Source organism: Mycoplasma marinum (assembly GCF_004335975.1).
GTDB classification, from domain to species: Bacteria; Bacillota_I; Bacilli_A; order Mycoplasmatales; family Metamycoplasmataceae; genus Mycoplasma_K; species Mycoplasma_K marinum.
The window spans coordinates 1-13647 of sequence record NZ_PSZO01000014.1 but is presented as its reverse complement, the minus strand read 5'-3'; the positions used below and the strand labels follow the sequence as shown (position 1 = coordinate 13647).

At 25.6% G+C, this 13647-nt stretch carries 14 protein-coding genes; 9 read left to right on the top strand and 5 right to left on the bottom strand.

Annotated features, from left to right (window positions below; all coding sequences use genetic code 4):
* Positions 1-50: 50 nt before the first annotated feature.
* From C4B24_RS03080 to C4B24_RS03045, 9 genes are all read left to right on the top strand, one after another.
* Positions 51-1013, top strand: coding sequence for an ABC transporter permease (locus C4B24_RS03080; RefSeq protein WP_131599257.1), 963 nt, complete (start codon positions 51-53; stop codon positions 1011-1013).
* Positions 1014-1029: 16 nt separating this feature from the next.
* Positions 1030-2226, top strand: a complete 1197-nt coding sequence (locus C4B24_RS03075; RefSeq protein ID WP_131599255.1) for an ABC transporter permease — start codon at positions 1030-1032, stop codon at positions 2224-2226.
* Positions 2226-3605 (top strand): ABC transporter ATP-binding protein, encoded by a 1380-nt coding sequence (locus C4B24_RS03070; protein WP_131599253.1) that lies wholly within the window; start codon positions 2226-2228, stop codon positions 3603-3605. Before C4B24_RS03075 ends, C4B24_RS03070 begins: the two co-directional genes overlap by 1 nt.
* Complete coding sequence (locus C4B24_RS03065; RefSeq protein ID WP_131599251.1) at positions 3592-4104, top strand: ATP-binding cassette domain-containing protein; 513 nt, start codon at positions 3592-3594, stop codon at positions 4102-4104. Before C4B24_RS03070 ends, C4B24_RS03065 begins: the two co-directional genes overlap by 14 nt.
* Before the next feature lie 47 nt (positions 4105-4151).
* A complete protein-coding gene (locus C4B24_RS03060; protein WP_131599249.1) occupies positions 4152-5375 on the top strand; it encodes a hypothetical protein in 1224 nt (407 codons plus the stop codon).
* Positions 5365-5934, top strand: coding sequence for an oligopeptide/dipeptide ABC transporter ATP-binding protein (locus C4B24_RS03055; protein WP_131599247.1), 570 nt, complete (start codon positions 5365-5367; stop codon positions 5932-5934). The genes C4B24_RS03060 and C4B24_RS03055 overlap by 11 nt, the downstream gene beginning before the upstream one ends.
* Positions 5912-6325: a DUF3899 domain-containing protein gene (locus tag C4B24_RS03050; RefSeq protein WP_131599245.1), complete on the top strand. Its 414-nt coding sequence runs from the start codon at positions 5912-5914 to the stop codon at positions 6323-6325. Before C4B24_RS03055 ends, C4B24_RS03050 begins: the two co-directional genes overlap by 23 nt.
* Before the next feature lie 450 nt (positions 6326-6775).
* Positions 6776-6943 (top strand): hypothetical protein, encoded by a 168-nt coding sequence (locus C4B24_RS04965; RefSeq protein ID WP_168388339.1) that lies wholly within the window; start codon positions 6776-6778, stop codon positions 6941-6943.
* A 3-nt stretch (positions 6944-6946) separates the two neighbouring features.
* Entirely contained in the window at positions 6947-7198 is a 252-nt protein-coding gene (locus tag C4B24_RS03045; protein WP_131599243.1) for a S66 peptidase family protein, read from the top strand.
* Positions 7199-7786: 588 nt separating this feature from the next.
* Here C4B24_RS03045 and C4B24_RS03040 read toward each other — a convergent pair.
* The 5 genes from C4B24_RS03040 to C4B24_RS03020 all read right to left on the bottom strand — a co-directional run bounded on the left by C4B24_RS03040 (position 7787) and on the right by C4B24_RS03020 (position 13150).
* Entirely contained in the window at positions 7787-8473 is a 687-nt protein-coding gene (locus C4B24_RS03040; protein ID WP_131599241.1) for a hypothetical protein, read from the bottom strand.
* The gene (locus C4B24_RS05185; protein ID WP_210725194.1) at positions 8466-9572 is read right to left on the bottom strand and encodes an AAA family ATPase; all 1107 of its coding nucleotides are present in this window, start codon (positions 9570-9572) and stop codon (positions 8466-8468) included. Before C4B24_RS05185 ends, C4B24_RS03040 begins: the two co-directional genes overlap by 8 nt.
* Positions 9572-10657 carry an ATP-binding cassette domain-containing protein gene (locus tag C4B24_RS03030; RefSeq protein WP_168388338.1) on the bottom strand — a complete coding sequence of 362 codons (1086 nt, stop codon included), beginning with the start codon at positions 10655-10657 and terminating at the stop codon, positions 9572-9574. The genes C4B24_RS05185 and C4B24_RS03030 overlap by 1 nt, the downstream gene beginning before the upstream one ends.
* Positions 10658-11502: 845 nt before the next feature.
* The gene (locus tag C4B24_RS03025; protein WP_131599237.1) at positions 11503-12420 is read right to left on the bottom strand and encodes a nucleotidyl transferase AbiEii/AbiGii toxin family protein; all 918 of its coding nucleotides are present in this window, start codon (positions 12418-12420) and stop codon (positions 11503-11505) included.
* A complete protein-coding gene (locus C4B24_RS03020; protein WP_131599235.1) occupies positions 12413-13150 on the bottom strand; it encodes a hypothetical protein in 738 nt (245 codons plus the stop codon). The genes C4B24_RS03025 and C4B24_RS03020 overlap by 8 nt, the downstream gene beginning before the upstream one ends.
* Between the last annotated feature and the right edge of the window lie 497 nt (positions 13151-13647).

The window sequence follows — 13647 nt, the reverse complement described above, 5'->3', positions numbered from 1 at the left end:
CATTTTTTGCTTTTATTTTAGCATTGATTTTTACATTCTTTTTATTAAGAATGGTTAATAAAGAACCAACCGCTATATCAGCTGAAATTGCTAAAATACAATCAAGTAAGAACCCTCCTCCCTATAATGAAATTAAAGATTTTATTTACAACAAGTACGATTATCATCCTGATTGAAATGCTTTTAAAGCGTTTGGGGTATATATTTCTAAAATATTTAAAGGTGATTTCGGATATTATTATCAAAATAATGCAATTCCCATTCAAGAGCAATTTTCAAAACCACTAAAATACACATTTTTAGTTTCCGGAATTGGATTTGTTTTTGGAACAATATTGGGGCTTATTTTTGGAATTATTGCAGGATACAAAAGAGGGAAATGGCCAGATATCGTTTTAAATGTTTTCACAATATTGTTTGTAGCAATACCCTCTTTCATATTAGCTTCCATACTTGTTTTGTTAATTAATAAAACAAGTTGGCCCACACAATTCTTATCCCCAAAACAAGCTGGAGGAGAATGAGAAATGATGAAAACATTATTATTACCAATAATTATAGTGACGGTAACATCCTTTGCAACAATAACTTATTATGTTCGTAATGAAGTTGTTGAAGTGTTAAAAAGCGATTATGTTTTAACGGCAAGAGCAAAAGGATTGAGAGAAAGTACAATTTTTATTAAACATGTTTTAAAAAATATTTCCATACCAGCAGTGACAATTATTCTACCAAGATTTGTGTTCATAATGACGGGTTCAATGATTATAGAAATATTTTTTGGAGTACCTGGAACCGCGCACATATTTGGTCTTGCTGTTGTTTATTATGAATATAACGTGATTATGTTTTCTGTTATATTCTTCTCAGGTCTGTCGCTAATCATTAATATTGTTGTAGATGTTATCTACACATTATTAGATCCAAGAATTAAAATTGCAAGTAAAAGTAACTTCACATTATGAAAAAGAATTAAAAATATAAGAAAAAGAATTAAAAATTCTAGTACTTAAAGGAAGGACGTAATTTATGAATAAAATAGAAACATTAAATGGTGAAATTACTCTATCAAAAATGAACAACAATTGATTTAAATTAATTAGTTTAGAAGAATATGAAGAAAAAGCAAATAAAGATATACCTTATGGTAAAGCGAGCAAAGTATGGAAAGATGTTTTCAAAAGGTTTTTTAAAAATAAATGAAATATTATCTTTTTATTAATTTTATTATTAGTTGTTATTTTTGTTATATTTGGTGGATTTTTTATTAAACATCCTAGTGATAAACCTGTTTCAAAGTCTTCAGTAACCTATTTAAGATTTATGAAACCTGGTTTTGCTTCACATACAAAAACTGTATCTGGTTCACTTTCATATATACAATCAAATGTTGATGGAAGTATAAAATATATACCGCCGACAAATGGTGCTAAGTTTGGCACGTTGCAAGGTGATAATGGGATTATTACCTCCTCTATTTTTAATAATATTAATCCCACAAAAACCTTTTGAACAATAACGTATAAAAATCCTAACTTTATTTCAACTCCACTTGGAACCGATTCAATTGGTACTTCGGTTTTTGCAAGATTAATAGTATCATCAAGATTTTCAATTGGTTTAGCTATATCTGTAACACTTGTTGAATCTATCATCGGAACAATTATTGGTATTTACTTAGGTTATAATGTTGGCAAATGATTGGATACTTATTTTATGAGAATAATTGAAATATTCATATCTATACCTGCATTATTAATGGTTACTATATTTGTTATGTTATTAGGTAGAAGTTTTACCCCTCTGTTTTTCGCTTTAATTCTAATTGGATGAACGGGTCCTGTATTTGTTGCAAGAATGTTTACTATAAAGGTTAAAGATTTGGAGTTTATAAATGTTTCAAGGTCAATTGGATCATCAAGAAGACAAATAATTTATAGACATATTTTACCAAGTGTCCTTAGTAGAATTATTGTTTCATTTGTTCATAGAATTCCATCTGTGATATTTATTGAGGCTGTTTTAGTTTTCCTAGGAATTAAAATTGGTGGAGAAGCACAAAATACCCTTGGAAATATGCTTGAACAATCCCGTACTATTGAAGCAATTACTGCTAATCCTTGATTTTTAATTTCAACAGTTTCAGTCGTGTTATTATTTACGCTTTCATTGCAGATACTTGCGAATGGATTGCGTGATGCTTTGGATTCAAAAGTGAGTTCATAATGTTGAAAAAAAATTATATTGAATTTGCAGAAAAACAAAATTTTAAAATTAGCTCTTCACTTTCTAAAAGTGATTATGAGTATTCATTGATTGTTGAAAGTAAAAGAAAATTTAACACAGAGACAGAACTCCAAGATATTTATTTTATTTTGGATATATTAAAAGTCAATTACAATAAAAATCAAGCCAAAAAAGAATTATTGAATTTACTTAAAGGGCAAATTATTAATGAAGAAGAGAGTGTAAGTAACAACATAAGCCAACTTACAGATTTTAAAAAAACACCTAAAAAAGAAACAATTGTTTCTGTTGAAAATTTAACTGTTTCATTTAAAAATGCGAATAATAGGAAACAAAATGTAAATGTCATAAGAGGTGTAACGCTCAAAGTTAGTCGTGGTGAAATAGTTGGTTTAATAGGGGAGTCTGGTTCGGGTAAATCAGTTACTGCTAAAACATTTATTGGTATGAATGTAAACTCTATTACAAAAGCCGATTCATTAATTATTTCTAATATACAAATGGTTGTGCCAAATACAAAAAAAGTTTATAAAAGAAATTCTAAATGAAGGAATATTAGAGGTCGCAAGGTATCGTATATACCTCAAAATCCAATGACATCACTAAATCCAACTATGAAAATTTATAAGCAAATTTTAGAAGTAATGAATTTATGTGACAGATATAAGAGAATGAATAGAAAAGAAAAAATAAAAGAAATTATTGAATTGCTTGAAAAATTTGGTATTTCAAATTCGAAAGAAAGAATAAAACTTTATCCACATGAGTTTTCAGGTGGCATGAGGCAAAGAGTAGTTATTGCAATGTCAGTTATTGCAAGGCCTGATATTATTATTGCGGATGAACCAACAACGGCCCTTGACCCAACTATTCAAGCCTCTGTACTAAGTCTATTTAAAATAATTGCAAAGGAATATAATATTGCAATAATATTTGTTTCCCACGATATATCTGTAATATCAACATTATGTGATCATGTTAATGTTTTTTATGCAGGGAGAATTGTTGAAACAGCCCCTAAATATGAGCTTTTTACAAATGCAAAACATCCATATACATGAGCTCTTTTGTCATCAATGCCACAATCTAATAATGGAGAAAGCGAACTATTTACTTTAGATGGATCACCCCCCAACTTCTCTTCTTTACCTGCTGGAGACCCATTTTCTGTAAGGAATAAGTATGCATTAGAGGCAGATTTTAAAGAAGAACCCCCACTAATAAGAGTTCCAGGTAGTATAGATCATTATGCGGCAACTTGATTATTGCATCCTAAGTCTCCAAAAGTTAAACCGCCAAATCAAGTAGATGTTATAGCAAAACAAGTTAAGGAGGATTTTAAAAATGAAAAACAATAAAATTTTAGAAGTTAAAAATTTAAGTAAAGTTTTTTCACAGAAAGGCTCCTTGCTAGTTGCTGTTGATAATGTTAGTTTCGATTTAGAAAAAGGCGAAACAATTGGTTTAATAGGCGAGTCTGGTTCAGGTAAAACTACAATTGGTAGAACAATTATAAAATTGCACAACCCTTCCTCAGGGCGTATTTTAATAAATAAGACAGATGTTGCCGGAAAAAAAATAACCAAAGAAGAAGAAAAAATTTTAAGAACAAACATTCAAATGATTTTTCAAGATCCCTATTCTTCATTAAACGAACAAAAAAATATTATGAATATTGTTTCTGAGCCTATAAAAGTTTTAAAACTTGATAAAAAATATATTAATGATTTATATCAGGAAAGTGAAAAAGTATATAAATTTTTTGGATTTACATTGATTGATTATTTTTATGAAAAAATGTTTGAATTCAGAAAATTTGCAAATAATATCGCTAACAATACATATAAAAAAAAATAAATAATTTAGAGGTGATTACTTTTAATCAAAATAAAAAAGAAGAAAATTTGAAATTATTATTGTCAAATTATTTTAAGTTAAAACAGAAAGCTAATTTTGATATTATCAATAAAATGTTGTCAATATCTAATGATGTATTTATTTTGTGGCGCGAGTGTCAAGCAAAGATTAAAAAAGGTGATTTAGATTTAGAACTTGAAAAAAAATTACTTAATTCCATGCTTGAATATAAAAATGCATTGGATAATTCTAAATTTTCTAAAAAATACATAAAATTAAAAAAAGAGGTTGAAGATATTAAAAAAGAAAAACAATCTTTTGAAGAATTTGTTAATAAAATTAAGTATTCTTCACAAAAAAATATTAAAAATGTTATTTTAGAATGAGAAAATAATAGAAGAATAAAACTTCTTAATAGCAAAAAAACTCAAACATTTAGCGATTATAATTTTGTGTATTTAGATTATTTGATAGTTAGAAAAATTTGTTATATTTTAAAAGCACTTAAAAATTCTAATGTTTTATTTGATGGAAATATTTCGGAAAAAACAGAAAAACTCTACAATTCACTAAAAGAGGAATTGAAAGATAAGTTTGAAGAATTTAAAAATATAAATAATAAATCTATAAAATCTGAAATCAAAGATATTGAAAACATTGATGAAAAAGTTAATTATATCTGCACTAATTTTAAAAATAATTTTCTTCTTAAGGAAAATAATACTGAATATATTTATAATGTTTTTTTAGAAAAACACTCAACTTTAAATATTTCTAATTTGCAAGAATTAAAAAAATTGTTGGAAATTAAAATAAGGGATAGAGATCTTGAAAAGAATAAAAATGTAGAAACATTAATTTCTGAAGAAGAACTTCAAAAATTTAAGGAGAAGTATGAAGCAGCGGAGAAAGCCGATCAAGATGATTTAACAAATTTCAAAATTGAACATAATTTAAAAATTCAACTTATAGAACAAGAAAGAACCAACATTTTAACGGAACAGAATAAGCTACTAGATAAAAATAGAATAAAATCTAAAAATCTTTTTTCAAGTAGACTTAATGAATTATTTAATTTAAAATTAAATAATAATTTTAAGGAGAATGTCTTATTTAAAAAACATGCTCTAAAAGAAATGAAAATAATGGAAAAAAATAATGCATCTTTAGAAAAAGAAATGAATAAAATTCAAAAAGATTTAAATGTAATTAAAGCATTTATTACGAAAAGTAATAATGTAAAATTAAAAATCAAAAAAAATGCTTGTTAGAAATAAAGTTTTTAAAGCTTTAGAAGATTCTGGTTTAACAAAAGCACATGCATTTAGATATCCACATGAATTTTCAGGTGGAATGAGACAAAGAGTCGGTATTGCAAGAGCAATCATTACCGAGCCTAAAATAATTATTGCTGATGAACCGATTGCTGCTCTTGATCTCTCAATTCAAGCACAGATTATTAATATGTTAAAAAATTTACAAAAAAGATACAACATGTCAATGATATTCATTGCACATGATTTATCAATGGTTAGATATATTTCTGATAAAATATTAATTATTCATTTAGGTAAAATTGTTGAACACGGAAAAACTGAAGAAATTTTTAAAAATCCAATTCACCCTTATACAAAAAATCTTCTTTCATCTATGCCAGACATTTCAAAAATTTCAAAAGGATTTCAAGATGAAAATTTTGAACCAAAATATTTAGAGAAATACTCTTCAATTAATGTTCCAAAATATTATGATATTACAGAAACACACAAAGTTTTAGCTGACAAAGAACAAATTAAGAAGTGAAAAAATGAAATTAACACAAAAAAATAAACAATTTATAATAGGCCTATCACTATCACTAATTTTGTTATTATCATTCATTACTGCTATGATAGTTGGTAAGTATAAGTATACTGATACTTTAGTAGCACTATCCGTTGGTCAATTATGCATTGCAATTATGTGAATGATTATTAGAGTAGGTTTATTTTCTACAAGTTCACTTGGTATGCGTAGATATACGAAAAGTCATTTACACAAAAAACATGAAAAAATTGGAGTTTATAATGAAACAAAAAAATCACAAATAAAAGTTAATGAATATAATTCAACCAATGACATTGAAGAAAATTCAAGTTATAAATCCAAAATCGGTATTTATACAATGTTTATTATTGGATTTATTGAATTACTAATATCCATTATTGTTATATTCGCATAAAAAATTGTCAACTTAGTTTGCTCAAGCTAAAGTATAATGCTTGCCTTAATGACGGAAAAAATTCTGGTTACAATTGTAGCTGGATTTTTTATAAATTTTAAAGAGAATTTTTCAGGTGAAGGGATGAATTGTATAATTTTATTTTTCATTTATTGCTGCTATTCTTATGTTGTAATTTTATCTTGATAAAAAAGTGCGCGGCAAAAATAAAGGTGGAAAATGATCGTGATTTTTATTTGATCCTTTTTAGTAAAGTTCGAATAGAATTGAAAGTTAAACATATATAATGTTTTAATTTCTAGTTGATATATTTTGTTTTTTAGTTTTATCATTAATTACTAAATAAATATTTTTAGATAGTGATTTCATATTTTGGAAACTCTTATTTTCAATATTATTTGTAGTATAAATTAGATTTCATACCAAGATTTCGATAATATAAAAAGAAAAATGATTAAGGAAGAAAAAGGACAAGAATGACTAAATTTTGAAAAAGAAATTAGTGGCCACTTAATTGGAGGGTGTCTAGATACAATTGTTCAAATTAAAGAAGAAGATTTTTTCCCAAAAATAAATCATTGAAAAGATGCAGTAATTTTTCTGGAAACATCTGAATAAAAAATGTCGCCCTTAGAATTTAAGAAGGCGCTAAATATTTTGCATAATGAAATTAAAGTTTGTTTTGCAATAATATTTGGTAAATCAAAAGACGAAACATTTTTTAATGAATATCTAGAAATACTAAAAGAAACAATTGATAAGCCAATAATATTTAATGTAAATTTTGGGCATACTGCCCCGTTATATACAATCCCATATAGAGGGGAAATAAAATTAAAGTTTCCAAGTAAAAATATTTATATATCAAAATAATTTTTTTAACATGATTGATATAACACCCCCCGTCATATAAGTTGATATATTTCTCTTTCAAATCTTGAAATAATGATATCTTGGTGTTTTTATAAATAAACTTTTTCTTGAATTCATTTGAATCTCTTAAAAAAGAGGTTTAAAATAAAAGTCAAATAAATAATACGGTAATATAGTAAGCCTTGCATAAGTTTAATTTTCAAATGCTTATCTTATTTTTTCTCTCTAATAGAAATTCATACCGAACTCTTCTTGAAAGTGTTTGGTATTTTTTTAATTTCATTATTTTTTCAGTCAATTTTGTAAATATTTTTTCAGTTATTCTTAGATATTTACCAACAGATTTTTTTGTTCATCAATTTAATTGTATTTTTTAGTTTTCTCATAGACGTCACCTTTTTATATTATTTCAGAATGACGGTCACCGCTTTGCATTAGGGGTGGTGTTTATTGCTTTGTGCTAACGATTTTCATCAAAATTTATACAGGCTACTTTTATAATATATCTTAATAAAAAAAGTTCGATATTTAACTAAGAATTAAATACCGAACTTTTAAATTTATAAGATAATTTTTTATCGTTGAATTTTATAACTTTCTTTCATAAAATGCTCAATTTATTTTGTTTTTAAATAGGAGTATTGAAAATAAAAACAAAATTGGAATAATTGATACAATCCCATAAAATGCTCAATTTATTTTGTTTGCTAGCAAAATACCAATAATAGAAAAATGCTCAGAAACAAATTTTGCAGGATAGTCATTGACCAAACTTAATGTATTTATTGACAATATTATTTGTGTAATAATACCTATTAAAATAACACCAACTTTACGGTTTTTAACAAACAATGTAAAATAACATGAAAACATAAGTAGCGAATATATTGTTATTACGATATATGGGAAAAGCAATATGAGTTTGCTATCACTTTTTAAAAAATAATAGACTTCTGGAAGCAACGATAAAGTAACCAATAAAAGTATGATTGTTGTTGATACCAAAAGAATGGTTGAAAACTTTATTTTATAGAGAGCTCTGAAAATTATCATCTTACCATTAGAAAATAAAGAACAAATCATCAAAGAGAATAAAACTGGCACCATTGAAATTAATGAAATATAAACAATTAAATATTTAATGTCATGAATAAAACAATAAGACAATGAAATCACGAAAGCAAAAACCAGAATCAACACTGTAAACAGTGTAATGCAAAGACTTTTTTTATCCTTATAAATTATTTTTATTATTGTTTTAATTTTATTATTCATAAGATATCACCTTCTCTGAAAAAGATATTTTAATTGGTTTAAATCTTTCTATTATCTTAGCGTCCTTGTGTGAAATAAATATATATGAAATATTGTTGTTTTGTTGAAATTCATCAAGAGTTTCCAAAACTCATTTAAGCGATTTGGGGTCTAAGGAATTCTCTAATTCATCCAAGAATAATTTTCTAGGTTGAATCAACAATGCAATTATTAATTTAAATCGTTGCTTTTCTCCTGATGATAAATAAAGGTATGTTGTTTTAGATAAGTTTTTAAAATTTAATTTTTCAACTCAAAAATCATATGCATCACCAAAGTCATAACATTCATTGTATCAGTCTAAAGAAAAATCAAATTCACATTCTTGCATTAGAACATTAAATTCACCATTATTTCAATTAGTTTCAGAACCAATTAGACCTGATTTCATTTTAGCAAAAGTAGTCTTTCCAACTCCGTTTGCTCCGTGAATAACATAGTTTACTTTATCCTGGAAAATTATTTTATTTTTTATAATTTTACCATTCAATAATTTTATAGATTCACATTCATTCTTTTCAATAAATACTGAGTTTAAAACATTGAATATTATGTGTGTAATTATAGAGAATAATACATTTGAAAAAATAAATTGAATTTTTGTTGTTATCGAAAGTAAAAATAGAAAAATAATATTCTTACAAGTATATTTATCATTAACAATGATGCGTATATTAACAAAAACAATAGATGCTAAAATAATTGCACTAAATGAATCACAAACCGACTTGTTGTTAATTATTAATATTATAACCATTGAGAAAAACGATTCTTCTACTGTTGGATAAAAAATATTCTTTTGTAATTCTTTGAAACTTTTTTTAAACTTACCTAATGCTTTAAATTTAAATAAATAAATGAAGTAAGCAAATAAGAATAAAATAGAAATAATAATTACTCAATAATTACCTTTTAAAAATTTAAATTGGGCACCGTGATAATATTGTATAACGAACAAAAATGATAAAGAAACGATTACCAAAATAAAAGAAATCCTTTTTTTATTCATGAAAGAAATCAATAACATCACAATTGAAAGTACGCCTATTAGTGCAAACATTATATCACCTCTGCAATCTCAATTTTTCCTGATAATTTTTGCATTTCATTATCTTTAATTAATATCTTTTTATAGTCATCAAAAATTTCAAATAAAGATTGATCATGGGTTACAAAAACTTTAGTACACTGCTTTTTATGTTTTGAAATAAGCTTTAATAATATTAGGATTTTATCTTTACTTAATGATTTTTCTAACTCATCCATTAACAACATATCAAAGTCCCCAAATATTCCAATTAAAATGTTGGTTAGCTGTTTTTGTCCACCAGACAAATTACCTATTTTTTTATTTAAATCATCTCCAAAATGTTCTTTAATTAACTTCATCACCTTCTCTAAATCAGGTGCAATATTTTTATTATTCTGTATTACTCTTCTAATTATTTCTAGTGGATAATACCCATTGAAAACTCTTGTATTTTCTGTTTCTGGAGATAAATAAAATATATACCCATTACTTTGAGAGTATTGCTCATAAATGGCTTTTAATAAACAAGTTTTACCGGCTCCGTTTTCACCTATGATTATGGAATTTTCTAATTTTAAATTTATATTTTTAATTAGTAATCTATTGCCCACTGTTAACTCATTCATAGTAAATGATTTTACTGGATTCCGTTTGTCGGAAATAAATTTTTGTTTTCTGTATTGTTGCACATATAATAAACTCCCAATAAGACTCCACAATACAAGAGGAAGTATGTAATAAAGATGGAAAGTTCCACGCAACAAATTCAAGTAAATAACATTGATACTTAATAAGGGATTAATAAAGGATAATCCATAAAAAGTGCTCTTATTTTTCATAATTAATTCTGGTGAATATATAAATGATAGAATAATAAATAAAAGTGGCATAAATCCAGCAATCGTAGGTATTGTTAATTTTTTGCTCCTTGGATAATTACTTGAAACATTTGTTAAATAATACCAAAACATAGAAATTAAAGGCATTACCGGAATCAATGCCAAAATAAATAAACTAATCCCAATATTTTTAAATAACAATGATGTTACCAACACTAATGGAATACAGACAACAAAAGAAACTAAAAACAAGAAAGCCACTTCTACTTTAATCAAGTTCTTTTTGTAAAATCCTAGTGCTTTTAGTATAGAGAGATTGCTAAGTCAACCATATAAAGGTAGGAAAACCCTTGAGGAGTACATAAAGAAAATGGTTAATAATGTTGGAATCATAACAATTATGCTTTTATTGATAAAACCAGTTTTTGTCAAAAAGTAAGCATTTCTATTAGCTAGATAATAAATTCCCAAAAAAACTAAGATTTCAATTAGCGTACCAAAGAAAAGGTATTTTGCTTGTTTTAATGTGGTTTTAATTATAAAAAATATATTTTTAGATTTGATATCCATAACGACTTCCTTAATTGGACTATTGGTGTTTATATTACAAAGTACCTACAGCCAAGCTTTCCCGCAATTTAATATAAATATTGGTTTATATAATAATTATATTCCTCTTATTTATTGGATTCATGCTATTAAATCATATCTTTCTTATTTTAAGTGGTATTATTTATTCTATTATTTTTATCAATATACAATTTATAAAAGAAATACTAATAAAAATCATATAAAATGGCAAAATAAAAACTTGAACCACCAATTAAGACAAGTGATTGAAGAAATAGTTTTTTTATTGTAAAACAAAACATGCGGTTTCATTTTGTTCTCAACAATATGAAAAAATCTTATTATGGAATAATCAAATTTCGTGGCTGCATCAAGAGAGATATTTTAAAAAAACAAAGTCAGTAATATAGTCACTTCAAAATGTTTAATGCACTATTGTTAGTGGATAAAACTTTGCACAAACTCCCGTGTTGTAATTTAAAGTGTAACACCTTTATATTAATCTGTATGTTCTATAATACGTTCTTCAATTCTCCAGAAATGTAGAGTTTTTAACCAAAAATATTATTTAATTTCGCAAACATTAAGCCTTCATAATATTTAAAATTACTCTCTATCGCTTTTAAAAACTTTGCAATAGAAAATTTTGATGCACCAGGATGTACAATCGAATTGATTATTTCAATTATTGTTTCCTTGTGCATTTTTAAAAAGCTTGCAAATATAGGGAACATACTTTTTTGTTTTAAAATATTTTTGCTTCAAAATATGTTGTCGTATTTTGTTCTTGGAACAATTTTACCTTCAACATTTTTAACCACGTTAATATCAATTCTTTTGTTACAGTATTCAACATATTTCTTTTGAGAAGAAATAGCTCTACCAGCATCTAAATGCTCATAAATAGCTAGATAATCATACATATGTCTTGGCATTGTTTTTGCTTTATCAATTAAGATCCCAATTTCATTTGAATATGTTAATTCAACTAGCAAGGCTACTTTATCTGTATATGTTGAAAATGAATTTGCAACATTCATAGTAAAATGCGCTCCTTCAAAAGGTGCAATATTAGAGGAAATTGGTTTATGTCTTTTTCTTTCTGGATCTTGCAACTCTAATTTAATAGTGTTTGGTCTTATGACACTATTTAATTTTGAAACTTCAGCATTATTTTGAAAACTAATTAATATATCAGTTCCATTTAATTCAATCGTTTCAATTCAATCAAGCTTTTTTAAATCTGCAACTATTTCTTCTTTAATATTTTTTCGATTTATTTTTGTGTCATTTTTATCTTCTAAATAAAATGAAACATCAATATCTTCTGAAAATCTTTTAATAATGCCATGTGAAAGCGATAAAGATGTTCCACCTTTAAACACAACCTCATATTGTGAAAGTACTTCAAGGACTTTTTTAATTTTTTCTTCTTTTACTAAAAATGACTGTGGTAGTTCTTTATTCATTTTTGCCCCTTAGTTGTTTTAACACTTTCATTACACCAATAAATTTAAAGTCAAATGCTTTAGGTATAGCTTCTCACTCAAAAATCGAACCAGTCTTTGTTACATGGCCTGAATATCCTTTGTTGGTCTGCCCAAATTCTATATTTCTAAATTCATTGTTATTAATGATTGAATTTACTTTTATTTTTTTAAGGATATTTTGATAATCTTGTTCGTATCAATTCATTATTTGCTCAATTTCTTCGTTATATTCAATGAATACATCATATTCAATCTTATTCATTAATTCAATTAGTAAAAGCATTTTCTTTTGTTCTTCAGTTGTTAAACCTTCAACAAAATAATAATTATTTTGAGTAACTAGTTTTTCAATATGCCTTATATTTATTAAATTTGAAAATACAATATAACTACCGTTATAAAAAGCTTGATTAGAAAGATTTAGTTTTGTGGCTAGATAACGCCCAATAGGATAAAAGGATTCTGTCTCAGAATACGCTCTAACTAATTCTTCTTCATTATTAACTTCAAAAGGCAAATAAACTCCTCGAACATAAGAACTAAAATAATTCAATTGAGCTACTTGATTATCTAAAAGAATATTTCTGATCGCGGCGGGAGAATATTCTTTGTTGTATTCTTTTTTAATATATGCTTTTAACTCAGATAAACTTAATGGTTGATTTAAGTTGTAAAACTTGTATTTTTTGATCATTTCTTTTATTAACATAATATAATTTTATCATAATTAACTACTACTTATATAAGATATATAGTATACTATATATCTTATATAAGTAGTATAACAAAACACCTTTTTAATAATTAATCATAAAAATGCAAATATTAGTACTTAAAACACCATATTTTGCACTTTTTACTATAATTAACATATAAGCATTTAATTCTAAATTGTTGATTATGCAAATATAGAAGGATTGTGTTTTTAACCATATTAAATTTAAAAAAAGAACTTAGTGATCATTAAGTTCCTTTTTATTTTGTAAATAATATATGGGTATAGGCGTATGTTGGTCAATTAAGTTAAACTAAAAGCATTAATAATATATAAAAGATTTATTGTTGTTGTGCTTTATACAAAAGAATAAAGAACTAATTTATGTCCGTGGTAATGTATTAAATTTTGTGTAACTCCTATGTTGTAAAATTACAATAAAGGAGTTTTTATTATGAAAAACAAAAAAGACAAAACATTTCAAGAAGAAT